This is a genomic window from Mycobacterium sp. (assembly GCF_049608025.1).
Lineage (GTDB): Bacteria > Actinomycetota > Actinomycetes > Mycobacteriales > Mycobacteriaceae > Mycobacterium.
In genome coordinates, this window is sequence record NZ_JBMYXC010000030.1 from 248 (window position 1) to 24,268 (window position 24,021).

At 64.3% G+C, this 24,021-nt stretch carries 23 protein-coding genes, 1 tRNA gene and 2 pseudogenes; 11 read left to right on the forward strand and 15 right to left on the reverse strand.

Features of this window, described 5'->3' with window-relative positions; genetic code table 11:
* The 5 genes from ACPGXI_RS11395 to ACPGXI_RS11415 all read left to right on the forward strand — a co-directional run.
* Window positions 1–359: SCP2 sterol-binding domain-containing protein (locus ACPGXI_RS11395; protein WP_526652877.1), on the forward strand; the 359-nt coding region annotated here is incomplete at its 5' end.
* A 192-nt stretch (window positions 360–551) separates the two neighbouring features.
* On the forward strand, window positions 552–1,322 hold the full coding sequence (locus tag ACPGXI_RS11400) for an STAS/SEC14 domain-containing protein (RefSeq protein ID WP_526652879.1): 771 nt from the start codon (window positions 552–554) through the stop codon (window positions 1,320–1,322).
* 293 nt (window positions 1,323–1,615) lie between these two features.
* Window positions 1,616–2,044, forward strand: coding sequence for an MmpS family transport accessory protein (locus ACPGXI_RS11405; protein ID WP_526652881.1), 429 nt, complete (start codon window positions 1,616–1,618; stop codon window positions 2,042–2,044).
* The gene (locus ACPGXI_RS11410; protein WP_526652883.1) at window positions 2,041–4,941 is read left to right on the forward strand and encodes an MMPL/RND family transporter; all 2,901 of its coding nucleotides are present in this window, start codon (window positions 2,041–2,043) and stop codon (window positions 4,939–4,941) included. Before ACPGXI_RS11405 ends, ACPGXI_RS11410 begins: the two co-directional genes overlap by 4 nt.
* Window positions 4,942–4,954: 13 nt before the next feature.
* On the forward strand, window positions 4,955–5,413 hold the full coding sequence (locus ACPGXI_RS11415) for a DUF5078 domain-containing protein (protein ID WP_526652885.1): 459 nt from the start codon (window positions 4,955–4,957) through the stop codon (window positions 5,411–5,413).
* 24 nt (window positions 5,414–5,437) lie between these two features.
* Here ACPGXI_RS11415 and ACPGXI_RS11420 read toward each other — a convergent pair.
* The 12 genes and pseudogenes from ACPGXI_RS11420 to ACPGXI_RS11475 form a co-directional block, all read right to left on the reverse strand.
* Window positions 5,438–5,513, reverse strand: a tRNA-Arg gene (locus ACPGXI_RS11420).
* A 73-nt stretch (window positions 5,514–5,586) separates the two neighbouring features.
* Window positions 5,587–6,333 carry an anti-sigma factor gene (locus ACPGXI_RS11425; protein WP_526652887.1) on the reverse strand — a complete coding sequence of 249 codons (747 nt, stop codon included), beginning with the start codon at window positions 6,331–6,333 and terminating at the stop codon, window positions 5,587–5,589.
* Entirely contained in the window at window positions 6,330–6,911 is a 582-nt protein-coding gene (locus tag ACPGXI_RS11430; RefSeq protein ID WP_526652889.1) for an RNA polymerase sigma factor, read from the reverse strand. Before ACPGXI_RS11430 ends, ACPGXI_RS11425 begins: the two co-directional genes overlap by 4 nt.
* Window positions 6,908–7,693 (reverse strand): DUF1295 domain-containing protein, encoded by a 786-nt coding sequence (locus ACPGXI_RS11435; protein WP_526652891.1) that lies wholly within the window; start codon window positions 7,691–7,693, stop codon window positions 6,908–6,910. Before ACPGXI_RS11435 ends, ACPGXI_RS11430 begins: the two co-directional genes overlap by 4 nt.
* 127 nt (window positions 7,694–7,820) lie before the next feature.
* Window positions 7,821–8,567, reverse strand: a complete 747-nt coding sequence (locus ACPGXI_RS11440; protein ID WP_526652893.1) for a DUF1365 domain-containing protein — start codon at window positions 8,565–8,567, stop codon at window positions 7,821–7,823.
* A gap of 68 nt (window positions 8,568–8,635) precedes the next feature.
* A pseudogene (locus ACPGXI_RS11445) lies at window positions 8,636–8,743 on the reverse strand (hypothetical protein); the annotation flags it as partial.
* Window positions 8,744–8,853: 110 nt separating this feature from the next.
* Window positions 8,854–9,927 (reverse strand): poly-gamma-glutamate hydrolase family protein, encoded by a 1,074-nt coding sequence (locus ACPGXI_RS11450; RefSeq protein ID WP_526652895.1) that lies wholly within the window; start codon window positions 9,925–9,927, stop codon window positions 8,854–8,856.
* Between the two features lie 233 nt (window positions 9,928–10,160).
* On the reverse strand, window positions 10,161–10,430 hold the full coding sequence (locus ACPGXI_RS11455) for a hypothetical protein (protein WP_526652897.1): 270 nt from the start codon (window positions 10,428–10,430) through the stop codon (window positions 10,161–10,163).
* Between the two features lie 21 nt (window positions 10,431–10,451).
* Window positions 10,452–11,522 carry an NAD(P)H-dependent amine dehydrogenase family protein gene (locus ACPGXI_RS11460; RefSeq protein ID WP_526652941.1) on the reverse strand — a complete coding sequence of 357 codons (1,071 nt, stop codon included), beginning with the start codon at window positions 11,520–11,522 and terminating at the stop codon, window positions 10,452–10,454.
* A gap of 53 nt (window positions 11,523–11,575) precedes the next feature.
* A complete protein-coding gene (locus tag ACPGXI_RS11465; RefSeq protein WP_526652899.1) occupies window positions 11,576–12,364 on the reverse strand; it encodes an SDR family oxidoreductase in 789 nt (262 codons plus the stop codon).
* A gap of 79 nt (window positions 12,365–12,443) precedes the next feature.
* Entirely contained in the window at window positions 12,444–13,262 is an 819-nt protein-coding gene (ku, locus tag ACPGXI_RS11470) for a non-homologous end joining protein Ku (RefSeq protein ID WP_526652901.1), read from the reverse strand.
* Window positions 13,262–14,200 (reverse strand): carbohydrate kinase family protein, encoded by a 939-nt coding sequence (locus tag ACPGXI_RS11475; RefSeq protein WP_526652903.1) that lies wholly within the window; start codon window positions 14,198–14,200, stop codon window positions 13,262–13,264. The genes ku and ACPGXI_RS11475 overlap by 1 nt, the downstream gene beginning before the upstream one ends.
* Before the next feature lie 62 nt (window positions 14,201–14,262).
* On the opposite strand from ACPGXI_RS11475, the gene ACPGXI_RS11480 reads away from it, so the two are divergent.
* Entirely contained in the window at window positions 14,263–16,560 is a 2,298-nt protein-coding gene (locus ACPGXI_RS11480) for an ATP-dependent DNA ligase (RefSeq protein ID WP_526652943.1), read from the forward strand.
* Here ACPGXI_RS11480 and rnhA read toward each other — a convergent pair.
* Together rnhA and ACPGXI_RS11490 are read right to left on the reverse strand one after the other, a co-directional pair.
* The gene (rnhA, locus tag ACPGXI_RS11485; protein ID WP_526652945.1) at window positions 16,547–17,005 is read right to left on the reverse strand and encodes a ribonuclease HI; all 459 of its coding nucleotides are present in this window, start codon (window positions 17,003–17,005) and stop codon (window positions 16,547–16,549) included. The genes ACPGXI_RS11480 and rnhA overlap by 14 nt on opposite strands.
* A 76-nt stretch (window positions 17,006–17,081) precedes the next feature.
* Window positions 17,082–17,957 (reverse strand): LLM class flavin-dependent oxidoreductase, encoded by an 876-nt coding sequence (locus tag ACPGXI_RS11490; protein WP_526652905.1) that lies wholly within the window; start codon window positions 17,955–17,957, stop codon window positions 17,082–17,084.
* 506 nt (window positions 17,958–18,463) lie between these two features.
* Here ACPGXI_RS11490 and ACPGXI_RS11495 point away from each other — a divergent pair.
* From ACPGXI_RS11495 to ACPGXI_RS11510, 4 genes and pseudogenes are all read left to right on the forward strand, one after another.
* Window positions 18,464–18,847, forward strand: a complete 384-nt coding sequence (locus ACPGXI_RS11495) for a phage holin family protein (RefSeq protein ID WP_526652907.1) — start codon at window positions 18,464–18,466, stop codon at window positions 18,845–18,847.
* A 5-nt stretch (window positions 18,848–18,852) separates the two neighbouring features.
* Window positions 18,853–19,095: pseudogene (locus ACPGXI_RS11500) on the forward strand (DNA-formamidopyrimidine glycosylase family protein); the annotation flags it as partial.
* A gap of 177 nt (window positions 19,096–19,272) precedes the next feature.
* Window positions 19,273–19,746 carry a zinc finger domain-containing protein gene (locus ACPGXI_RS11505; protein WP_526652947.1) on the forward strand — a complete coding sequence of 158 codons (474 nt, stop codon included), beginning with the start codon at window positions 19,273–19,275 and terminating at the stop codon, window positions 19,744–19,746.
* Window positions 19,747–19,825: 79 nt separating this feature from the next.
* Window positions 19,826–20,575, forward strand: coding sequence for an SDR family oxidoreductase (locus tag ACPGXI_RS11510; protein ID WP_526652909.1), 750 nt, complete (start codon window positions 19,826–19,828; stop codon window positions 20,573–20,575).
* Window positions 20,576–20,756: 181 nt separating this feature from the next.
* Here ACPGXI_RS11510 and pgi read toward each other — a convergent pair whose 3' ends face one another.
* Window positions 20,757–22,439, reverse strand: a complete 1,683-nt coding sequence (pgi, locus tag ACPGXI_RS11515) for a glucose-6-phosphate isomerase (protein ID WP_526652911.1) — start codon at window positions 22,437–22,439, stop codon at window positions 20,757–20,759.
* 50 nt (window positions 22,440–22,489) lie between these two features.
* On the opposite strand from pgi, the gene ACPGXI_RS11520 reads away from it, so the two are divergent.
* Complete coding sequence (locus ACPGXI_RS11520; protein WP_526652913.1) at window positions 22,490–23,938, forward strand: NAD-dependent succinate-semialdehyde dehydrogenase; 1,449 nt, start codon at window positions 22,490–22,492, stop codon at window positions 23,936–23,938.
* Window positions 23,939–24,021 lie beyond the last annotated feature (83 nt).

Sequence of the window (24,021 nt, forward strand, 5' to 3'; positions counted from 1 at the left end):
GGAAGAAGATCGGACTGCCCGACGGTATGTCGATTGTGTTCCACGTCGGCAGTGGCTTGAAAGAGGGCGGCTCGAAAGAGGGCGGCTCGAAAGAGGGCGGCTCGAAAGAGGGCGGCTCGAAAGAAGGCACAGAGGGCGGAGCGAAACGCGACCTCGCGGTGCTGGTCGACGGTCGTGCGCGGGTAGTGGACGCGGTGGATTCGCCGGACGTCGAGGTGACGGCCGACCTCGAGACCTTCATGATGTTGGCCGCTGGTCGCGTCGATCCCCAGAGCAAAATCGATGCCGGGGAGATCACCTGGACTGGCGATGACCAGTGGGGCGACACCGCCGCTCGCAAACTCGCATTCACGATGTGAGCGGCGAGCTTGGACTACCGGCCAACCTGTGGTTCGGGGCCGGGACTCTGTGTGGGGCGAGCTTTTCGGCCCGGCGGCACAAGAGGCCGTAACTGAGGACCTAGTGCCCTCGTATGCCCTAAAGCCGGCGAATAGAGTTGATAGTGCAGCTAACTGCTACGTGCAGTTGGCCTGTACGAGAGAGGAATTAACATGATAAAGGTCGCGACCTCACCGGCCGATGTCCTCGTCGTCGAGCTGTCGGGAACTGTCGAGGAATCCGACGTCGAAACGATGGAGGAAGCGTTCGAGGGCAAACTGGACACCGATGACCGTTTTGGCTTGGTCGTTGATATGTCCGGCTGGACCGACATCACGGTCGACGCGCTCAAGGAGGACGCCAAGTTCGAGTTCGGGCTGCTGAGCAAGCTGAACCGATTTCCACGGATGGCGCTGATCTCTGACAAGAAGTTCCCGCGCGCGATGGCGAAGTTCTTCGATCCGCTCGTCCCTGCCGTGGAGATCCGTACCTTCAGCTCAAGCGAACGGGACCAGGCCATGGCGTTCGCGTCCGAGCTTCCCGAACCGACGACGCAAAAGCATGGTGTGACTGTGCTCGACACCGGGAACCCGCGACTCCTGGGGTTTGAGATTGAGGGCAAGCTGAGCAAGGAAGACATGCAACGAGTGGTCGAGCCGTTGCAGCACGCGTTCGAGAGCGATGAAAAAATCGACTTGTTCGTGTGGTGGAAAAGCGGGTTTCGCTTCGATCCGTCAATCATTGCTGACGCGTCCGTTATCTCGATGAAATTGTCCTCAATCGGTCACATTCGTCGTTACGCCGTCGTCGGCGGTCCGCACTGGCTCAAGAATATGGCCCTGGCGATGGCTTCGGCGCTCCCGGTAGACATGCGGGCTTTCGACAGCGAAGACGTCGCTGAAGCCTGGACGTGGCTGAAGTCTGCAAATCCAGACAGCGAGTGACGGAATACCGGTTGGCGCCCCACAACGATCCAGATTGCCCGGCGCAGTGTCGGGTGATACCAGATCGCGGCTGCGCAACAACGGATTTCTCCTGCGGCACAACCGGAGTGAGCGAGTCGATTTGACGCTCACAAGTTTCACTGTACTGTGAAAGTCTGCCGGGTGGGGACTCCGCCTACCAGTGCTGATTGTGGACTTCAGACGACAGCGAGGACGCCAGTGATCAACATGACCCTGGGTGTGCCGGACTGGGACCTCGGGTGCCCGACCGCCGATGGAGGGTCGGAATTGCGATGATCGCGGTTCTCAAGCGCGCCTGGATTCCGTTGCTCGTCGTCGTCGTCGTCGCGATTGGCGCGATGACGGTTGGTCGGATCCGCACCTTCTTCGGTGCCGATGGCATCTCGCCAACGCCCGTGGTGTTCGGCAATGACCCCGAACCGTTCGACCCCAAAGTAGTGAAATACGAAATTTCGGGCCCGGGAAGCTACGCGAATATCAACTACTTGGACCTCGATGCCAAACCGCAACGCGTCGACGGTGCCGCATTGCCGTGGACACTGGTCCTGAGTACGACGGCGCCGTCGGCGGCCCCCAACATTCTTGCGCAGGGCGACGGCGATTCCATCACCTGCCGAATCTCGGTCGATGACGAAGTGAAGGACGAGAGGACCACGACCGGTGTGGACGCCCTGACTTACTGCTTCCTGAAGTCGGCATGAGCGCCCCGACGACCGAGGCTCCGACAGACGCCATCCCGCCGTCACGGCACGTAGCGCGACCGTTCATCCCGCGGATGATTCGCACCTTTGCGCTGCCGATCATTCTGGGATGGATCGGCCTGATCGCGGTTGTCAACGTCACTGTGCCGCAGTTGGAGACCGTCGGTCAGATGTCGGCGGTGTCGATGAGTCCCGACGACGCGCCGGCGATGATTTCGATGAAATACATGGGCGAGGTGTTCGAGGAGGGCGACTCCGACAGTTCGGCGATGATCGTGCTGGAGGGCCAAGAACCCCTCGGTGATGCCGCCCACGCGTTCTACGACCAGATGATCGACAAGCTGGAAGCCGACGATAAGCACGTCCAGTCACTGCAGGATTTCTGGGGCGATCCACTGACCGCCACCGGCGCACAGAGTGGCGACGGCAAGGCCGCCTATGTCCAGGTGAAGCTGGCCGGGAATATGGGCGAGACGCTGGCCAACGAGTCGGTGGAGGCGGTGACGAACATCGTCGACAGCCTCCAGCCACCGCCCGGAGTCGAGGTGTTCGTCACCGGCGCCTCGGCGATGAGCGCCGACCAGCAACTGGCCGGCGACCGCAGCTTGCGGATGATCGAGATTGTCACGTTCACGGTGATCATCACGATGTTGCTGCTGACCTACCGGTCCATCATTACCGCGTTAATCATGCTGGCCATGGTGGTGCTCTCGCTGGCCGCCGCCCGCGGAAGCGTGGCGTTCCTCGGCTATCACGAGATCATTGGGCTGTCGACGTTCGCGACCAACCTGCTGGTCGTTTTGGCGGTAGCGGCTTCTACCGACTATGCCATCTTTCTGATCGGTCGCTATCAGGAGGCCCGAGCGTCCGAGGACCGAGAATCGTCCTACTACACCATGTTCGGCGGTACGGCTCACGTAGTGCTGGGGTCGGGTCTGACGATCGCCGGCGCCACATTCTGCCTGAGCTTCACCCGGCTGCCGTACTTCCAGACCCTCGGTGTGCCGTTGGCGATCGGCATGGTGGTCGTGGTGTTCGCCGCCCTCACTCTGGGTCCCGCGGTCATCGCCGTGGCCAGCGGGTTCGGCAAGCTGCTCGAGCCCAAACGAGCGGCGCGCGTACGGCTCTGGCGTCGGATCGGGGCTGCCATCGTCAGGTGGCCCGGTCCGATCCTGCTCGCCACGGTGGCATTGTCTCTGGTGGGGCTACTGACCCTGCCGGGCTATCAGACCAATTACAACGACCGCAACTATCTACCCAAGGATCTGCCGGCGAACGAGGGTTATGCGGCCGCCGATCGACATTTCTCGCAGGCTCGGATGAACCCCGAGGTGCTGATGGTCGAAAGCGACCACGACTTGCGCAATTCGGCTGATTTTCTGGTGATCAACAAGATCGCCAAGGCGATCTTCGCAGTCGAGGGAATCTCCCGGGTGCAGGCGATCACCCGCCCGGACGGTAAACCCATCCAGCACACCTCGATTCCGTTCCAGATCAGTATGCAGGGCACTGCTCAGAAGCTGACCGAGAAGTACAACCAGGACATCACGGCCAACATGCTCGGCCAGGTCGATGACATGCAGGAAAACATCGACCACATGGAACGGATGGGAAGACTCACCGCTCAGATGGCGGAGGTCACCCACGGCATGGTTGCCCAGATGAGGGTGATGGTTACCGACATCGAGCAGCTCCGCGACAGCATCGCCAACTTCGACGATTTCTTCCGCCCGATCCGCAATTACTTCTACTGGGAACCGCACTGCTACAACATCCCGGTGTGCTGGGCCATCCGCTCGGTGTTCGACACCCTCGACGGCATCAACATCATGACCGACGACATCAAGACCCTTCTGCCACTCATGGAACGCCTGGACACGCTGATGCCCCAATTGGTGGCGATGATGCCCGAGATGATCCAGACCATGAAGAACATGCAGGAACAGATGCTGAGAATGCATTCCACGCAGAAGGGCCTGCAGGAGCAGATGTCGGCCATGCAAGAGGACTCATCCGCGATGGGCGAAGCCTTCGACGCGTCGATGAACGATGACTCGTTCTACCTGCCTCCGGAGATCTTCGACAACGCCGACTTCCAACGCGGCCTCGAACAGTTCATTTCCCCCGACGGGCACGCGGTGCGCTTCATCATCTCGCACGCCGGTGATCCGTTGAGTGCCGATGGCATCACGAAAATCGACAAGATCAAGACCGCCACCGAGGAAGCCATCAAGGGCACCCCACTCGAGGGCTCCACGGTCTACCTGGGTGGTACGGCGGCGATGTTCAAGGACCTGTCGGAGGGTAATGCCTACGACTTGATGATCGCCGGCATCTCCGCGCTCTGCCTGATCTTCATCATCATGCTGATCATCACCCGAAGCGTCGTCGCGGCCGCCGTCATCGTCGGCACCGTGGTGTTGTCGCTGGGAGCTTCCTTCGGCCTTTCGGTGCTGATTTGGCAGCACATCATCGGGATCGAACTGCACTGGATGGTGCTCGCGATGTCGGTGATCATCCTGCTTGCCGTCGGCGCCGACTACAACCTGCTCCTGGTGTCCAGGATCAAGGAAGAGATTCACGCCGGGCTGAACACCGGGATGATCCGGGCGATGGGCGGCAGTGGGTCGGTGGTGACCGCCGCCGGCCTGGTGTTCGCCTTCACAATGATGTCGTTCATAGTCAGCGAACTGACCGTGATGGCACAGGTCGGCAGCACGATAGGCCTGGGACTGTTGTTCGACACCCTGATCGTCCGGTCGTTCATGACGCCTTCCATTGCGGCGCTCATGGGCAAATGGTTCTGGTGGCCGCAGAGAGTCCGTCCTCGACCCGTCCCGCAGCCATGGCCCTCTCCTCCTGCCCCGCCCAAGGAACCTGAACCCGCACCCGCCTGACGAAGGAGTTGCCATGGATAGCTTGCGAAGGGTGTTGCTACACATCGGTGTCGGCACTATTGCGGCGGCAGTGTGTGCCGGAGCGTTCGCCGGGACGGCGGCCGCCGACGCCACCGAGGATTACCCGATCCCCAGGCACATGATCCGGACCACGTGCGACGCCGAGCAGTACCTTGCCGCGGTACGCGACACTAGCCCGGTGTACTTCGAGCGGTACATGATCGACAAGGGCAACCGGCCCCTCGACGTCCAACAGGGCGCCGTCGACCGGATCCACTGGTTTTTCTCGCTGGACCCCGCAGGTAGGCGTGCGTACTCCGAGGAGATTGCCACCAACATCTACGGAGAGCCGATGGCCCAGCGGTGGGGCAACTGGGCGAAGGTGTTCTTCAACAACAAGGGTGTTGTCGCCCACGGCACCGAAGCTTGCCTGAACTACCCACGGGGAGATATGTCGGTGTGGAACTGGTAGTTCGATCGTGGTGCAGTTCGATCGTGGTGCCCCCGGCATGATTCGAACATGCGACACCGGCTTTAGGAGAGCCGTGCTCTATCCCCTGAGCTACGGGGGCCTGACCGGTGGGAGCTTACCCGGTCGAAGGATTCTCGCCATAGCGGCGGCGGGGTCCGAGGGCCCGGAAAAAACTAGGTCAGCGGTAGCTCGGCGAACATCGGACTGGTCGGTTGTGACGAACCGCCGGCCGGCTCGACGGTAAATGCCAGCGCACTCGAGGAACCGAGATCGGGGATCATCGCAGTGGTCGACGGCGTAACCGCCTCGGCATCCATCATGCCGACCGATTCTGCACCGTCGGCATCGACCAGCCACATCTGGTAGACCGTGCCCGGCTCTGGATCAGGCACGTTGTTCATGACCAGCACGCCGGTGTCGTGGTCGCGGGAAAACACGACGGTGGCGATGCCGCCACCGGGAATCTCGCCGGAGACGGTGCGGACGTCGGGAGCGGCGAACACCTGCTCCGCGGGGGACGGCGTCGGAGTGGTTCGCAGGGACAGGCCGACGCCGAGTGCGCCAAGACCGACCACCAGGGATGCCGCGGCGGCCAGCACCACCGTGGACCAGCGTCTGGGCTGCCGGACGGCCCTGATCGAGCGCACCGGATCGCCGGTGGCCTGGCCGAGTAGCTGATCGCGAAGATGTGCGGGTGGCTCGACAGCGGTGGCTGCGGAGATGACGGCCATCGTCTCCCGCGTAGCCCGCACCTCGGAGACGAATGCTTCGACAACGTCAGGTGGTGCATCGCTGAGGCGCCGGTCGATGTCGGTGGTATCGGCGTCGGTGAGCGCGTTCAGCGCATAGGGCGTCGCCAGCGAGAGCAGGTCAGCTCCGTCGGGTCCATTGGGCCCGATCGGGATGATAGGTGTGGTCATGGCACCCCCAGGCATCTGCGCAGGTTGCGGATGCCGTCACGCATCCGGGACTTGATGGTCGCCAGGTTTGCCGACAGCCGCTCGGAGACCTGGGAATAGGTCAAACCGTCGTAGTAGGCGAGTTGGATGCACTCCCGCTGGGTATCGGTCAAAGACCCCAGGCACTCGGTGACCTGCCGGCGCTCGTCACCGCGGATGACGGAATCGGCAACATGATCCGACGGCGGTTCCGCGTTGGCGGCGCCGTATCGGGATTCACGGGTGCTGGCGGCCTGCTCGGACCGCACCCGGTCTACTGCCCGCCGGTGAGCCAACGTCATCAGCCAGGCCATCGGCGACCCTGCCGAGGGGTCATAGTTTTCGGCGCTGCGCCACACCTGCAGATAAACAGCCTGGGTGGTCTCCTCGCTGTAGCCCGGATCCCGAAGAACCCTTGTGACCAGTCCAAACACCCGGGAACGGGTCTGATCGTAGAAGGCGGCGAACGCGTCGACATCGCGGCGAGCCACCTGTCGCAGCAGCGTGTCGAGTTCGGTGGTCACGAGCCGTAGCCTAGCGACCGGCGCCAATATCGTCATGTCAATCGCGACTTCGGCGGTTTCGGGATGAAAAATGATGTACGCGAACGATATTCATCGAATCCAGGACGGCCGGCCATCTGCTTCTCGGTCAGCCGCGCCCCGGACGCGTAAACCAGGAAGTAGGTCATCAGTGCTGGTGAAGCGACTGTAAGCAGCGAAACCCATCCCGCCACGGTGATCAGCCACAGCCCCCACCACACGCAGGCGTCTCCGAAATAGTTGGGATGCCGGGTCCATGCCCACAGGCCGCGATCCATGATCGCTCCCCGGTGCGCCGAATCCGCTTTGAAGCGGCGCAGTTGCTGGTCGCCGACCGACTCGAACACCACACCGAGCAGCCAGAGCGCTACCCCGGCGGCCAGGACCGGTAGCAGGGCGCGCGGCGTCGGCCCCAGGACTGCCGACACCTGCAGCGGCAAGGAAATGAACCACCCCGCCGCGGCCTGCAGGAGGAAGACGCGCCGGATGACATTGCCGACCGAGAAATCGTCACGCAGCAATGCCCGGTAGCGGGGGTCCTCACCCTGGCCTGCCGACTTGACGACCATGTGCCAGGCCAGTCGCAGCCCCCACGCTGCCACGAGCCCCAGCAGCAGCAGCCGTCGGAACAGGTCGCCTGTTCCCACGACCGCGCAAACGGCGGCCACGGCGACGAACCCGATGCCCCACGTGACGTCGACGACGTTGTATCGGCCGAGCTTCCGGCCGACCAGAAACGTGATTCCGTGCGCGACCACCAGGATGCCCAGTGACGCAACGGAGACAATGACAAATGACATAGTCAGGGCCGTCCTGTGGAAGCGATAGCGCCGGTGGCACCACTGACCGGAGCGTGCGGAACCCGGGCCAACGACGGCCGGCGATCCGAATCGACTATTGCGGTGGGGGTTCCGATGACATCGGGGGTCACAGCTGATCCACCTTCTTTCGTTCCACAGTCGGGCGCGGCACCACCGGCACCCGTCGCAGCCACAACAGCATTCCCTGCACCCTGATGCTCAGGGCGTTCATCAGAGGAGCCAGTGGAGCGATGATCTGCATCGTCAGAATCTGGCCGATTCCAGCCGACCTTCTGGTGCCGCACAGCGTTGCGACGAAGGCGGGCTGGCCGTCTCGGTGCAGCGAGATGCGGATGTTCAACTGTTCATCTGGCACTGGTGCCGACACCAGGTAGTGGCCGTCGACGCCGTTGAACGGGGAGGCGTACAGCTTTTTGTCCACCATCGCGGGCCGGTCACCGGATGGCGGGAGCAGGTAGGCGTGGCGTCCGCCGTAGGTGTTGTGTACCTCGGCGATGACGCAGCGCAGCACGCCGCGCGCATCGTGGCACCAGTACACGCTCAGCGGATTGAACACATAGCCGAGGACCCTGGCGTGCATCAGAGCGGTCACGCGTCCGCCGTTGAGCTCAATGCCCTTGTCGGCGAGGAACGCATCGACACGATCACGCAGGGTGTCGCCATCGACACCCCAAAGATGGTCGCGGGCATCGAAGACGGCGAAGGGTCGCAGCCACCGGGGCAACCGGGGCAAGGCATCGAGGTCGATGAACCAGCTGTAGCTGCGGTGCTCGAAGTAGTGGTGCACCGGTGCGCGACGCAAATGGGTGATGCGGGTGCGATACAGCGACGTGCCCGAGTCGGTGTTCAACATGCCACCGCTTCGGTTGCAGGTCGGTGACGGGGCCGGTCGGCACCGAGGTGACGAGCCGCTCGCAGCTGATCGGCCTTGAACAAGCGGACGCGGTCGCGAGCTGACAACGGGTAGGCCGACTTCAGGCCGGCCACGCCACTGGCGATGACGGCGATCGACCGGTTTCCGGTGCCCAAAGCTTCCACATATCCATATTCGGAGCGGCGCGACCAACGGATGGGTGCGTGCGGACCACAGGTGAGGCCGAGGCCCGGTACTCAGCCCGCGACAGTGAGGGCGGCGATGGTTATCGGGGCGCGTCCGGATTCCACGACCGCGCCGCGGTCGCCAATCCGCGCACCAGCGCAGAGGTGGCTGCGCAGAGGCCGTCGTGGCCGAAGACCCCGCTACGGGGACTGATGCCCCGCACCCGCGCCGACAGTTCCAGTTGTGCGCCGCAGCAACGAACGCGATTGACCGGGTTGTCGGGGTGCAGGCCGCGTAGTTCGCGGGGAATCGCCGCCAGGTCAGTGACCACGTGATAGCCCGGGATGTCGACGTGCCCGGCGAGATGCTCAGCCAAGGCGCGGTGGCGGCCGCCCGCCAAGATCTGGGTGCTGCGCCCCAGACGCCCGTAGCCGTGCAGAGATACCGCCACGTCCACGTGGTCGAGGAACTCGGCCAGCCGCGGTGAGTGGCTTGGGTCGTAGCGTGCAGACGGAAGGTGGTGCGGGTAGTGGTCGGGGTGTCGCACGACGTACAGCGATGCACCGCAGGCTTCGGCGGCCCGTTCGGCGATCTCATCGGTCATCTGCTCAAGACCGCCGCCGTGAATGGCCAGGAATCCGAACCGCGACCGAAGCGCGCTGTCCTCGACGACGGCCGGATCGGCGAGCAATTCTGAAAGCGTTTGTGGGGCAGTCGAACCAGAGTGCAATGGGCGTTGCGGCCAGCGGGCCGAATCCCAGCGCTCAAGAAACTCGATCCACCGGTGCGGCAGGCCGTGGTGGCGCGCGCCATCGAGGATGCGCTCCAGGTATCCGGTCCGCGGCGGCCCCGGTTCGACCCGATGGTCGATGTAGACCCAGGCCACAGAGGGGCCGTTTTCGGTGCGAACCGTGAGTCGGTCCCGGCGGTAGCGCGCCGGGACTCCTTCGGCACTGTCCAGGGTGGCCAGGTCGCGGTCTGACAGTTGCCACACCACGCCGTGTACCTCGCTGCCGGTCCACGGTTCGACGGTGGCGACCCCCCGCTCGTTGATGAGCCAGTCGTGGTCGGCCAGCGTCGCACGCTGTGGATCGGTGGCATCGGGGCATCGCTGCGCCATCTGCCTGGCGCACAGGTTCGACCCGTATGCGAAGTAAATGTGCCGGTCTGTCATTTCAGCCCGTCACAACCAGATAGATCAACTCCACGTTCAGCACACTAATGACCCCCGCAACCGCCCAGCCCAGAACAGTGGTGAGCGCGATGGCTGGTGTCGCTACCCATGAGCCCAGCATCGCCGGTCGGTCGCACCCGTGGGATCAGCGCAGGCTTGACGAGACCCGCCCGGCGGGCTGGTGCGTGGCGCTGCAGGTATCGCTCAAGACCTTCGTTTGCTGCCGATGTTCATCAGAGGATGAACATCCCGCCTCCCATGCCCCAGCCGCCCATGCCGCCCATCGCCCCGGGCGCAAGCACGCTGGGTCGCGCGTCGAGCTGCGCGTTGCCGGGAGACTCGCAAAGAGTGGTCGCACCGCCCTCGAAGCCGCCACCTTGTTCGGTCTCGACGCAGCTCGGCACGAGCGACGGTTCAGCGAGTGCGGAGGGTGCCGCGGCGATCGCGAGCGAGGCGCCGCCAGCAACCAGGAGAGCCGCGAGAGTAGTCGATCGAGCCTTCATCTCAGAATCCTTCCAGCGTGGTTAGGATCGAGCGTACAGACCTTTGCTGGTTATTGCAGGCATGTCCAGTGCGGTGAGGATGCCCGGCTGGGCATCGACGACAGCGGGGATGGCGTTCACGACGCGGGCCGCCGTCGCCACCAGGCCCGCATGGTTGTGATCGCCGTTGGGGCTGCTCAGGCACAGGTCGACGGCATAGCAGGGTTCGCCGGTGATCTCGATCCGATAGGCGCCGCCGGACTGAGCGGGCTGTGGCCAGTCCGGACACAGATCATCACGCAACCGGGTGACATGTTCGAGCACGACAGCGACCTCGCCATCCTTCATTCCGCGAACCTCGAATCGCATCGCGGCAGTGGTGCCTTTCTCGATGTGGCCGGAGGCGATGTCGAAAGCCTCGGGAGCGGGGATGCGGACATGAGTCTCGGTTACCTCGTCGAGCTCGATGCCCAGGCCGGCGGCCAGCTGTCGAACCACCGAACCCCACGCCAGGCTCAGCACGCCGGGCTGAAGCAGCATCGGGGTGTCATCGAGTGGCCGACCGAAACCCATGACGTCGAACATCACCGCAGCACTGTCGTAGGTGTCGTAGTTGATGATTTCCATGCAGCGGATCTGCTGAATGCTCTGACAGGTCCCGGCCAGTGCCAGCGGCAGCAGGTCGTTGGCGAAGCCCGGATCGATGCCATTGACAAAGATGGTCGAAGAGCCCTCTTTCGCGGCGGTCTCGATGGGCGCCACGAGTTCGTCGGGAAGCACCTGCCACGGGTATTGCAGGAACACCGCGCTGCTGCCGACGACATTGACGCCCGCGGCCAGGATGCGGCGGTAGTCCTCGAGCGCTTCCGGTAGCCGGTTATCGGCCATGGCGGTGTAAACGACGCATGCAGGGTTGGTCGCCAAGACGGCATCGAGATCGGTAGTCGCCGCGACGCCCGTCGAATCCTGCAGTCCGGCAAGCTCTGCCGCGTCCTTGCCGGCCTTGGACTCCGAGGAGACCCACACCGCGGTGAGCTCGAACCTCGGGTCGGTGATCAGCTGGGTCAGCGCATGCCTGCCCACATTTCCGGTGCCGATGGCGGCTACCGGAATGGGGCTGGGGATGGGGCTGGCGGCGGGCACGGGAACGGTCACAATTGATTTCCTTACAGATCGGGAATCGGGAGCTCGAGGTTCGGGAAGGTGATCCCGCCGTCCACCTCGAGTGTCTTGCCGGTCAGGTAGCTGCCCGCCGGTGAGGCGAGATAGACCGCGGCGGCTGCGATGTCCGCCGGGTCCCCGAGCCTGCGCAGCGGGGTGGCCTGCTCCATCGAGGTTCGTAAGTCTTTGTTGCTGGCCACGATGTCGAGGGCCGATGTGAGAATCGATCCCGGGGCTATCGCGTTCACCCGGATGCGCGGTGCAAGGTCCAGCGCCGACAGCCTCGTGTAGTGCTCGAGTGCGGCCTTGGCGGCGCCGTAGGCGGCGAAACCTCGTCCGGCGAGCCGGCCCATCGTCGAGGTGATGTTGATGACGCTGCCACCACCGGAATCCAGCATCAGCGGCGCCGCCGCTGTCGTCAGCGCATGTGCGGTGGCGACATTGAAGGTGAAGGCGTCCCGCAGATCCTTGGCCGAGGTGTTCAACAGGGGGCTGGGCATGCTGCCACCGACGTTGTTGACGACGATGTCTAGTCGGCCGAACGCTTCGACTGCCTCGGCCGCGAGTCCGGCCGTGTCATCGGGATGGGCGAGGTCGGCGACGACGATGTGGGCGCGCCGACCTGTGTCGCCGATCTGCTCGGCGACCTCCTCGAGTTGGGAGCGTGTTCGAGCCGCGATCACCACGTCAGCGCCGGCTTCGGCGAACGCGAGCGCCATGGCGGCGCCGAGGCCTCTGCCCGCTCCGGTTACCACCGCCACCCGGTCGTCGAGCCGGAACCGGTCGAGAATCACGTGTCCCTGCCTTCCCTTGCCGCGGGTCACGTTAACAAGCGCGGGGCCACGCGGGTCGAATTTCTGGAACACGTTCTCATTACGTCACAGGTGGATCCACTAGCTCTGCTTTGCGGGCCGCCACGCTGGCTTCGAGCTTGGCCAGAAGGTCGGAGACTTCCTCGGTTTCGTCAAGCTCCTGAGCCGGGCCGTCGGTGGTGAACGCTTCGCCGCCGTCGAGCTTCGCCTGGATCAGCTCATGCAGATGTTCCTGGTAGTCGTCGCGATAGCGGTCGGCGTTGAAATCGTCGGTCATCGAGTCGACCACCTGGCCGGCCATCTTCAACTCGGCGGGCTTGATCCCGACTTCCTTGTCAAGCACGGGGAAGTCCGGATCGCGGATCTCGTCCGGCCACAACAGTGTGTGAATGACCATCACGTCGCGCTTGCCGAAATCTTTGACCCGCAGTGCGGCCAGCCGGGTCTTGTTGCGCAGCGCGAAGTTCACGATCGCGACCCGATCGGTCTCTTTAAGTGTCTTCGCCAGCAGCACATAGGATTTCGAAGATTTGCCATCCGGCTCCAGGAAATAGCTGCGGTCATACATCAACGGATCGATGTCGCCGGCCGGCACGAACTCGAGGACCTCGATCTCGCGGCTGCGCTCCTCGGGCAGGGTGGAGATGTCGTCGTCGGTGATGATCACGGTCTGGCCGTCGTCGGAGTCGTAGGCCCGTGCGATATCGCGGTACTCGACGACCTCGCCGCAGACCTCGCACACCCGCTTGTAACGGATGCGCCCGCTGTCCTCGGCGTGCACCTGGTGGAATTTGATGTCATGGTCTTCGGTGGCGCTGTAGACCTTGATCGGCACATTCACCAGCCCGAAGGCGATCGAACCCTTCCAGATGGATCGCATCAATCCAGTATGGCCGATGATGCTGCGGCATCCCTGTCGGCGCGATGGGGCAGGTCGGCACCGGCTCGCGCCACGGTCAAAGCGGCGGTCAATGCGGCCGCTTTCACCGCTTCGGTGAGTTCGTCCGGTCCGATCGCGGCCAGTTGGGTTCGGCGCTGCGAGCCCAGGACATTCAGCGACCACAGTGAGTCGATCAATCCCGACATGAACGCGTCACCGGCGCCCACGGTGTCCACCACGTCCACAGTGAACGCGGGCACCCGCACGGTTCCTGCCGCACACACAGCGAACGCCCCGTCGCCGCCCATCGTCACCACGACGATCGATGGGCCCAGTGTGAGCCATCCGGTGGCGATCTCCTCGGGTGACCGCGTCGGATCGATCCAATGCAGGTCCTCGGCACTGGCCTTGACCACGTCCGCGCGCTCGAGCAGTCCGTCGATGCGGGCGCCGGCCGCGTCGGCGTCGACGATCAATGCCGACCGGATGTTGGGGTCGAACGTCAGGGTCGCCGAGAGGTGGTAGGCGTCGACCAGAGCGGCCGTGGCCAGGCATCCGGGTTCCAATACGGCGGCGATGGATCCGGTGTGGACGACCACAGGCGGCGCGACCTCGGGTGTGCCGGTCAAATGCCAGTCGATGTCGAACGTGTAGGTCGCCGAACCGGCATCGTCGAGGGTGGCCCGCGCGGTGGGCGTCCGGTCGGCGTCCTGGCTGCCCCGAACCAGCTGTGCGCCTGAGGATTCGACGTAGGCTCTGATGCGTTGGCCGCGGGTGTCGGTGCCGATGTGGGTGAGGAAGTCGACGCCTCTGCCGAGCCGGGCCAGGCCGACCGCGACGTTGAGAGGACTGCCGCCGACGTGCTCGGTACCTGACACTCGCGCATCACGTTTCTCGAGGACGTCGATCAGCGCTTCCCCGATGACCAATGCCCGCACCGTGTTGACGCTACCGCCACGCAAGGGGCGTGCACGGCTTATACCTTGGACTTATGCCGGAAATGGTGGACCGCTACGACCGGGTGACGCTGACGAACCCGGACAAAGTCCTGTACCCGGCGGCCGGGACCACGAAAGCGGCGGTCTTCGACTACTACATCAACGTGGCAGAGGCGATGCTGCCCCATATCGCGGGTCGCCCCGTCACCCGCAAGCGCTGGCCCAACGGGGTGGCGGCGGCCTCGTTCTTCGAGAAGCAGTTGGCCTCGTCGGCTCCATGTTGGTTGGACCGCGGCACCATCACGCACAAGTCAGGCACCACCACCTATCCGGTCATCGACACCGTGGAGGGCCTGGCGTGGATCGCTCAGCAGGCCGCGCTGGAAGTGCACGTGCCGCAGTGGAGGTTCCTTGACAGGGGTGGGCGGACCGGGGAGGGCAGGGATAGCGGCGCCGTGGGCCCGGCCACCCGCATAGTCTTCGATCTCGATCCTGGCGACGGCGTCACGATGGTTCAGCTTTGCCGGGTGGCCTTCGAGGTGCGTGACCTCATGACCAGCATCGGTCTACCGACTTTCCCGCTGACCAGCGGAAGCAAGGGCCTGCATCTCTATGTGCCGCTGCAGAATCCGATCAGCTCGCCGGGTGCTTCGGTGCTGGCCAAGAGGGTGGCCGAACAGCTGGAGCAGGCCATGCCCGAGCAGGTCACCGCAAAGATGACCAGGAGTCTGCGCGCCGGCAGGGTGTTTGTGGACTGGAGCCAGAACAATGGCAGCAAGACCACGATCGCGCCGTATTCGCTTCGGGGGCGGGAGTATCCGACGGTGGCGGCGCCCCGGACGTGGGACGAGCTCGACGATCCGGGCCTGCGTCACCTGACCTTTGACGAGGTGCTTGACCGGTTGGAGCGGGATGGTGATCTGCTCGCCGAGTTGGACGGCACGTCATCGGTGGCAGACCGTCTGAGCACCTACCGAGGCATGCGGGACAGGTCCAGGACCACCGAGCCGATGCCGTCAAAGGCGCCAACGGCGGGAAAGAACGACAAGTTCGTGATCCAGGAACACCATGCCCGCCGCCTGCATTACGACTTCCGCCTGGAACGCGATGGGGTGCTGGTGAGCTGGGCGGTACCGAAGAACCTGCCGGACACAGCGTCGGTGAACCACCTCGCGGTGCATACCGAGGATCATCCGATGGAGTACCTGACATTTGCCGGGGAGATCCCAAGAAATGAGTACGGGGGCGGCCAGGTCACGGTCTGGGACAGCGGCACCTACGAGACCGAGAAGTTCATCGACAACCCCCCGGACGGTCCTGACAAGGGCGGTGAGGTGATTGTCACGCTGCACGGCGAGAAGATCGACGGCCGCTACGCACTGATCCAGACCGACGGCAAGAACTGGTTGGCTCACCGGATGAAGGACCAGCAGCGGCCGAACGCGGCGGATCTCGCGCCGATGCTGTCGACGGAGGGTTCGGTTCAGCGACTCACCAGTGGGCAGTGGGCCTTCGAGGGTAAGTGGGATGGATACCGGTTGATCGTGGAGGCCGATCGGGGCAAGCTCTCGCTGCGGTCACGGCGTGGGCGGGACGTCACCGATGAGTACCCGCAACTACGGGCGTTGGCCGCCGATCTGGCAGACCATCACGTGATCCTCGACGGGGAGGCGGTTGCGCTCGACGAGTCCGGTGTGCCCAGCTTTCGCGAGATGCAGAACCGGGCGCGGTCCACCCGGGTGGAGTTCTGGGCGTTCGACATGTTGTTCCTCGACGGCCGATTCTTGTTGCGGGCCAAGTACACTGATCGTCGGCGACTGCTCGAAGCGCTCGCTGAAGCCGGTGGTCTTATCGTCCCCGACGCACTGGACGGCGACGGACCCGAAGCCCTGGAGTTCGCCCGGGAGAAGCGGTGGGAGGGCGTCGTCGCCAAGCGGCGCGACTCCACCTATCAACCCGGCCGACGGTCGTCCTCGTGGATCAAGGACAAGATCTGGAGCCTCCAGGAGGTGGTGATCGGCGGCTGGCGCGAGGCCGCCGGCGGCCGCACCAGCGGGCTCGGCGCCCTGGTGCTGGGCATTCCGGACGAGGCCGGATTGAAGTTCGTCGGTCGGGTGGGTACCGGCTTCACCGAGAAGGAACTCGGCGCGCTGAGGAAGGCGCTCGCCCCGCTACACACCGACGAATCACCCTTCGCCGCAGAGCTTCCGAGGCAGGATGTCAAAGGTGTGACGTTCGTGCGCCCGGAGTTGGTGGGGGAGGTCCGCTACAGCGAGCGCACCTCCGATGACCGGTTGCGGCAGCCGAGTTGGCGTGGACTACGCACCGACAAGAAACCCAGCGAGGTCAGGTGGGAGTAGCCGCGGCGATCGCTTCCTGCATACCCCGGGTCGCCAGCTCGTCGGCCAGCTCATTGTCAGCGACTCCCGAGTGCCCCTTAACCCAGAACCACTCGATGTGGTGTCGCGCACAGGCAGTCTGGAGCCGCTGCCATAGGTCGACATTCTTCACGGGCTGCTTCGCGGCCGTCTTCCAGCCGTTGCGCTCCCAGCCCCGCACCCACTTGGTAATGCCGCTGCGGACGTAAGTGCTGTCGGTATAGAGGTGCACCACCACTGGTCTGGTGAGTGCCTCCAGCGCCATGATCGGCGCGGTCAGCTCCATCCGGTTGTTGCTGGTCTTGCCGGGATCGCCACCGCACATCTCGCGAACGTGTTGATGCAGGCGTAGCACCGCGCCCCAGCCGCCAGGGCCGGGGTTGGGGCGGCATCCGCCGTCGGTATGGATGACCACGACATCCTTCACGGACTCGATGGACTCACTCATCGCATCACCGCCCGTCCCTGCCCGAACTCGAACCCGTCGACTGAGATGCTGATGGCTACACCTTCGCGATGACGTTCTCGGCGAACATCTCCAGGTTGCGGATCTTGGCGTCGAGTGGCTCGGTGTCCTGGCCCATGATGTAGGGGATGCGGAAGCCGACGATGACGTCGGTCACGCCTTTGTCCTCGAGTCGCTTGATGCCGTCGGGCGTGTAGGCGTCGATGGAGATGACATGGATCTCAAAATCTTCGGTACGGCCCGTCCGCTCGTGCTGCCCGCGGAACTCGTTGAGCTTCTTGATGAGTGCGTCGAGTTCCTCGGGTTCGCCGCCGCCGTGCATCCAGCCGTCATTGCGGGCGGCCCGCTTCAGCGCGGCATCGGCATGGCCGCCGATGAGAATGGGCACCGGTTTCGACGGTGCGGGCGTCATCTTGGTCTTCGGGATGTCGTAGAACTCGCCGTGGAACTCGAAGTACTCGCCAGTGGTCAGGCCCCTGATGATCTCGATGCACTCGTCCATCCGCTTGCCGCGTTTGGCGAACGGCACGTTCATCAACTCGTAGTCCTCGCGCCAGGGGCTGGTTCCGACGCCCAGGCTGAGTCGGTTGTCGAAGAGCGCTGCCAGCGAGCCGGCCTGTTTCGCGACCAGGGCGGGCGGGCGGATCGGCAGCTTGAGCACGAAGTGGTTGAACTTCAGCGTCGTCGTCACGGCGCACAGCGCGGCGGTCAGAACAAAGGATTCGATGAACGCCTTGCCGTCCAGGAACTCGCGGTTCCCGTCGGGGGTGTAGGGGTACGTCGAGTCCGATTCAAAGGGGTAGGCGATGCTGTCGGGGATCGTCATCGCGTGAAAGCCGGCGGCTTCGGCCGACTTTGCCAGTGGTATGTAGAACTTGGGGTCGGTCATCGCTTCGGCGTAGGTGAACCGCACATCGCCTCCTGCTCGTAGCAGCGTGAAAGTGATTGGGGAATGTTTACAGTAGCCGAACCTCGACACCGATCCGACTCAGGCCGAACGGTGGCGCCCCTGCGTCGATCACCGAGTACGCCGAGCCAGGCCCGCGTTCAGTCAGGCGCGTCGCGGCCATGCGCTCACCGATAGCGATGGTCGCCCGCTGGGGCGGCTTTGCCTCGAAGTGTGCATCGAAAATTGTTTCCTGCCAGTACTAATGACCATCGATCGGATCGAGGTGCCGGACAGCCGTACCTGCGTGTCCAAAGTCTGGGCGTCGATGCGGACGGTGGCGGCTTCGTTGTAGACGGCATTGTCAACCTGGTAATCGCCGTCAGGTGCGCTGATCTGGAATGCGGACGGGAGTCGTCGACCAACTCTGCGTCAGTAGCGGCCGCGCCGGGGGTCGCGCACTCGCGGTAGTGCCATTGGTAATGCCATTGTGTTGGACCCACGGCCGGCCGTACGGGTGGATCATGGGAGCTATGGGACCGTTTCTGATGCGTGCGGCGCTGACCGGACTGGCGCTGTGGGTGGTGACGCTCGTTGTGCCCGGCATCCACTTCGTCGGCGGCGACTCGACGGTGGCCAGGGTGGGCATCATCTTCGTCGTTGCGGTCATCTTCGGCCTGGTCAACGCCATCATCAAACCGGTCGTGCAGATCATCTCGATCCCTCTCTACATTTTGACGCTCGGCTTGGTGCACGTCGTCATCAACGCGTTCATGCTGTGGATCACGTCGTGGATCACCGAGCACACGACACATTGGGGGCTGTTCATCGACCACTTCTGGTGGACGGCGATCTGGGCGGCCATCGTGTTGTCGCTGGTGACGTGGCTGGCCTCGCTGGTCGTCCAGGCAGACTGAGCAACATGCCCGAACTGCCGGAGGTCGAAGCACTCGCGGATCACCTGCGCCGCCACGCGGTCGGACTGACCGTCGGCCGCATCGATGTGTCGGCCTTGTCGGTGCTCAAGACGTTCGAACCGTCGCTATCCGTGCTAAACGGTCAACGGGTGATCAGCGCTCACCGGTGGGGCAAGTACCTCGGGTTGCGGGCCGGAGATTTGTACCTGATCACCCATCTTTCCCGTGCCGGCTGGCTGCGCTGGTCCGACAAGCTCGCCGACGCGCCGCTCAAGCCGGGCAAGGGGCCGATCGCGCTGCGGGTGCATTTGGGCACAACCGGGGCGGCTCCGGGGTTCAATGTCGCCGCCGGGGCGGCTCCGGGCTTCGACTTGACCGAAGCCGGCACCCAAAAGCGTCTGGCGGTGTGGCTGGTCGCCGACCCGCTGGCGGTGCCCCAGATCGCCGCACTCGGGCCGGACGCGTTGGCGTTGAGTCGTGAGGGTTTTGAAGCGGCGCTGCAGGGCAATTCGGGGCGGATCAAGAACGTCATCACCGACCAGAAGGTCATTGCAGGCATCGGGAACGCCTACAGCGATGAGATCCTGCACGTCGCCAAGCTGTCCCCGTTCGCGACCGCGAACAAGCTGACCGAGGTAAAGCTCGCGGTGCTGTATGACGCGATCGTGGCTGTGCTCACCGACGCCGTGACGAGGTCGGTGGGCCAGCAGGCGGCCACGCTGAAGGGGGAGAAGCGCTCCGGACTGCGAGTGCACGCCCGAACGGGGCTGCCGTGCCCGGCGTGCGGTGACACGGTGCGAGAGGTGTCCCTCACCGACAAGTCCTTTCAGTACTGCCCCACCTGCCAGACCGGTGGGAAGGCGCTCGCGGACCGACGGCTGTCGCGACTGCTCAAGTGAGCCGGTTTGGGTCGGTGCCGAATGCCCTGGCCGGTGCGACGATTAGATCGCGCTTGTCCAGCTCGATTATCCTGCCTGCATGACCCGGCAGAAGATCTTGATCACTGGCGCGAGTTCCGGCCTGGGAGAGGGGATGGCCCGTGCGTTCGCCGCAAAAGGGCGAGACCTGGCACTGTGCGCGCGCCGCCTCGACCGGCTCGATGACTTGAAAACCGAGCTGCTCGAGCGTCACCCCGGCATCACCGTGGCTGTGGCGGCCCTTGACGTCAACGATCACGACCAGGTGTCCAAGGTCTTCGCCGAACTCAGCGACGAACTCGGCGGCATCGACCGCGTCGTCGTCAACGCGGGAATCGGCAAGGGTTACCCTCTCGGCGGCGGCAAGCTCTGGGCCAACAAAGCCACGATCGAGACGAATCTCGTTGCGGCCCTGGTGCAGATCGAGACGGCGATGGAGATGTTCAGGGCGGCGGGCACGGGACATCTGGTCCTGGTGTCTTCGGTGCTCGGCAATGTGGGCGTGCCGGGGCACAAGGCCGCATACTCCGCGAGCAAGGCGGGCCTCACATCGCTGGGAGAATCTTTGCGCGCCGAATACCCATCCGGCCCGATCAGGATCACCGTGCTCGAGCCGGGCTACATCGAGTCCGAGATGACTGCCAAGGCCGGTAATCCCATTCTGATGGTCGACAACGAGACCGGCGTGCGGGCGATGGTCGAGGCGATCGAGAAGGAGAAGGGCCGGTCCGTTGTCCCTGGTTGGCCGTGGTGGCCGCTCGTTGAGGTGATGAAGCTGCTGCCGCCGCGGCTCACCAAGCGCTTGGCCTGAGTGGTCGGCGTCCAACTGAGCGGTAGGCATCCCAGCTACGTAACGTGATGGCGGAGAATCGGCGGGCGAATCGCCATGGCGTTACGGAAGCCGGGCGTTACCGAAGCCGAGCGTTGCCGAATTCGGGCGTTACGGAAGCCGGGGCGTTACGGAAGCCGGGGCGTTACAGCGCCTGCCGGGGCTAAGAGGTTCGGCCGCGTTCGGCGCGGTACCGACGCACTAACGCGTCGGTCGACGAATCCGACTGTTTGATCGGCGAGGCGGCGCTGGTGATCACCGGCAGCAAGGCCTTGGCCTGAGTCTTGCCGAGCTCAACGCCCCACTGGTCGAAAGAGTCGATGCCCCAGATGACGCCCTCGACGAACACCTGGTGTTCGTAGAGCGCGATCAGCTGGCCGACCGTAGACGGCGTCAGTTTGGTCGCCAGAATCGATGTGGTCGGCCGATTGCCGGGCATCACTTTGTGCGGCACAACCTGGGGTGCGGTGCCTTCGGCAGATATCTCCTGGGCCGTCTTGCCGAACGCGAGCACCTGAGTCTGGGCGAAGAAGTTGCTCATGAGCAGGTCGTGCATGCTGCCCGTGCCGTCGGCGGCGGGCAGGTCGTCGGTGGGCTCGCTGAACCCGATGAAGTCGGCAGGAACGAGCCGGGTGCCCTGGTGTAGCAACTGGTAAAAGGCGTGCTGTCCGTTGGTGCCCGGCTCGCCCCAGAAGATCTCGCCGGTGTCGGTGGAAACGGGCGTGCCGTCGGCGCGCACCGACTTGCCGTTGGACTCCATCGTCAGCTGCTGGAGATAGGCCGCGAACCGCGACAAGTCATTCGAATACGGCAGCACCGCGCGGGTTCCGGCGTGGAAGAAGTTGTTGTACCAGAGCCCGATCAAGCCGAGCAGCACCGGCGCGTTGGCCTCTAGCGGCGCTGTCCGAAAGTGCTCGTCGACGAGGTGGAACCCGGCAAGAAATTCAGCGAAGCGTTCCCTGCCGATGACCGCCATCACAGACAGTCCGATCGCCGAGTCCACCGAGTAGCGCCCCCCGACCCAGTCCCAGAAGCCGAACATGTTGTCGGTGTTGATGCCGAAATCGTCAACCAGCCTGCTGTTCGTCGACACCGCGACGAAATGTTTGGACACCGCGTCCGGTCCGCCACTGCCGCCGAGTCCGTCAACCAGCCAACGCCGCGCGGCGGTCGCGTTGGTCAGCGTCTCAAGCGTGGAAAAGGTCTTAGACGCGATGACGAAAAGTGTTGTGGCCGGGTCTAGTCCGGTGAGAGTAGCGACCAGGTCGGCCGGATCGACGTTGGACACGAACCGCGCCGAGATGCCGGCGTCGGCGTAGTGACGCAACGCCTGGTCCACCATCACCGGCCCCAGATCCGATCCGCCGATACCGATGTTGACCACGGTTGTGATCCGCTCCCCGGTTGCGCCGCGCCACTCCCCGCTGCGCAGGCGGTCGGTGAAATCGCCCATCCGGTCCAGAACCTCGTGCACATCAGCGGCGACATCCTGACCGTCGACGGTCAGCGAGGCCTCGCGCGGTAGCCGCAGCGCGGTGTGCAGCACGGCCCGGTTCTCCGAGGTGTTGATGTGGGCGCCCGAGAACATCGCGTCGCGTCGCTGCGTGAGGTTCGCTTCTCGAGCGAGGTCGAGCAGTAGCGTCAGGGTCTGCCGGGTGACTCGGTGCTTGCTGTAGTCGATGTAGAGGTCGCCGACCGTCAGCGTCAACTCCTGGCCGCGGGCGGGATCCTGCGCGAACAACTCGCGCAGCTGTTCGGCGCCGATCTCGTCATGATGCCGTGACAGCGCCTGCCAAGCCGGCGTGGCGGTGATATCGGGAATTACAGGAGACTCCTCGGCAGCCATGTGGAGAACCCTAGTGCGGCTCGGCGAACAACGGTGTAAATGATGGGGGTATGGATACTTCCTCGCTGTTGGCATCGGTACCCACGGGACTGTGGATCGGGGGTGAGGAACACGCCGGATCATCGACATTCGACGTGCTCAATCCGGCGAACGATGAAGTGCTGACCACCGTCGCCGACGCCACCGCCGAGGATGCCATGGCCGCGCTCGACGCCGCGTGCGCCGTTCAGGACCAATGGGCGGCAACTCCGCCGCGCGAGCGGGGCGAGATCTTGCGCGCGGTGTTCGAGTCCCTCACCCAACGCACCGATGAGATCGCGACGCTGATGACGCTCGAAATGGGCAAGGTATTCGCCGAAAGCAAGGGCGAGGTGAAATACGGTTCGGAGTTCTTTCGCTGGTTCGCCGAAGAGGCGGTGCGCATCGGAGGCCGCTACACGCAGGCCCCATCGGGCACGGGGCGCATCATCGTCACGAAGGCCCCCGTCGGTCCCTGCTATGCGGTGACACCGTGGAACTTCCCGCTGGCCATGGGGACCCGCAAGATCGGGCCCGCGCTGGCGGCCGGCTGCACCATGATCGTCAAGCCCGCGCATGAGACCCCGCTGTCTATGTTGCTGCTCGCCAAGCTCATTGACGAGGCGGGGTTGCCCAAAGGCGTGCTCTCGGTGCTGCCGACCACGAAACCGCGGGACGTGACCGCGGCGCTTATCGACGACGGCCGGATACGTAAGCTCACCTTCACCGGGTCTACCGGGGTGGGCAAGGCGCTGGCCAAACAGGCGTCCGACGCGTTGTTGCGCCAGTCCCTCGAGCTTGGCGGGAACGCGCCATTCGTCGTGTTCGACGACGCCGATGTCGACGCGGCCGTCGATGGGGCGGTCCTTGCCAAGATGCGCAATGGTGGGGAAGCCTGCACCGCGGCCAACCGGTTCCACGTGGCCAACGCCGTCCGCGAGGAGTTCACCGAGAAACTGGTCAAGCGGATGAGCGAGTTCACCCTCGGCAACGGATTGGATCCGGCAGCGACGCTGGGTCCGCTGGTCAGCGGAAAGCAGGTGTCCTCGGTCGAGGATCTGGTGTCCGATGCGGTGTCTCGAGGAGCGACCGTGGCGGTAGGCGGCGTTGCCCCCGGCGGGCCCGGCAACTTCTATCCCGCCACCGTGCTGACCGACGTCCCCCGCGACGCCAGGATCCTCAAGGAGGAGGTGTTCGGCCCGGTCGCGCCCATCATCGGCTTCGACTCCGAGGAGGAGGGCATCGCTGCCGCGAACGACACCGAGTTCGGGTTGGCGGCCTACATCTACACCGAGTCGCTGGACAGGGGTCTGCGCGCCGCCGAAGGCATTCGAGCGGGCATGGTCGGTGTCAACCGCGGGGTGATCTCCGATCCCGCTGCGCCGTTCGGTGGCGTCAAGGAATCGGGCATCGGCCGCGAAGGCGGGTCCGAGGGGATCGAGGAGTACCTCGACACCAAATATATTGCGCTCACGGGATAGCGCTGTGCGAGCAATCGAATTCACACCGGTGGCCAACTAGTTCGACGTAAGGCAGCGCGCCTGCCGGATCCGGAACGGCGCAG

What these genes read in the sequence shown, in the direction of transcription:
- ACPGXI_RS11495 (WP_526652907.1), top strand. Translation starts at nt 18,464, where the DNA reads ATGGGACCGTTTCTGATGCGTGCGGCGCTGACCGGACTGGCGCTGTGG.
- ACPGXI_RS11425 (WP_526652887.1), bottom strand. Translation starts at nt 6,333, where the DNA reads ATGACCACACCTATCATCCCGATCGGGCCCAATGGACCCGACGGAGCT.
- ACPGXI_RS11450 (WP_526652895.1), bottom strand. Translation starts at nt 9,927, where the DNA reads ATGACAGACCGGCACATTTACTTCGCATACGGGTCGAACCTGTGCGCC.
- ACPGXI_RS11510 (WP_526652909.1), top strand. Translation starts at nt 19,826, where the DNA reads ATGACCCGGCAGAAGATCTTGATCACTGGCGCGAGTTCCGGCCTGGGA.
- ACPGXI_RS11410 (WP_526652883.1), top strand. Translation starts at nt 2,041, where the DNA reads ATGAGCGCCCCGACGACCGAGGCTCCGACAGACGCCATCCCGCCGTCA.
- ACPGXI_RS11520 (WP_526652913.1), top strand. Translation starts at nt 22,490, where the DNA reads ATGGATACTTCCTCGCTGTTGGCATCGGTACCCACGGGACTGTGGATC.
- ACPGXI_RS11400 (WP_526652879.1), top strand. Translation starts at nt 552, where the DNA reads ATGATAAAGGTCGCGACCTCACCGGCCGATGTCCTCGTCGTCGAGCTG.
- ACPGXI_RS11440 (WP_526652893.1), bottom strand. Translation starts at nt 8,567, where the DNA reads ATGTTGAACACCGACTCGGGCACGTCGCTGTATCGCACCCGCATCACC.
- pgi (WP_526652911.1), bottom strand. Translation starts at nt 22,439, where the DNA reads ATGGCTGCCGAGGAGTCTCCTGTAATTCCCGATATCACCGCCACGCCG.
- ACPGXI_RS11480 (WP_526652943.1), top strand. Translation starts at nt 14,263, where the DNA reads ATGGTGGACCGCTACGACCGGGTGACGCTGACGAACCCGGACAAAGTC.
- ku (WP_526652901.1), bottom strand. Translation starts at nt 13,262, where the DNA reads ATGCGATCCATCTGGAAGGGTTCGATCGCCTTCGGGCTGGTGAATGTG.
- ACPGXI_RS11435 (WP_526652891.1), bottom strand. Translation starts at nt 7,693, where the DNA reads ATGTCATTTGTCATTGTCTCCGTTGCGTCACTGGGCATCCTGGTGGTC.
- ACPGXI_RS11405 (WP_526652881.1), top strand. Translation starts at nt 1,616, where the DNA reads ATGATCGCGGTTCTCAAGCGCGCCTGGATTCCGTTGCTCGTCGTCGTC.
- ACPGXI_RS11430 (WP_526652889.1), bottom strand. Translation starts at nt 6,911, where the DNA reads ATGACGATATTGGCGCCGGTCGCTAGGCTACGGCTCGTGACCACCGAA.
- ACPGXI_RS11415 (WP_526652885.1), top strand. Translation starts at nt 4,955, where the DNA reads ATGGATAGCTTGCGAAGGGTGTTGCTACACATCGGTGTCGGCACTATT.
- ACPGXI_RS11455 (WP_526652897.1), bottom strand. Translation starts at nt 10,430, where the DNA reads ATGAAGGCTCGATCGACTACTCTCGCGGCTCTCCTGGTTGCTGGCGGC.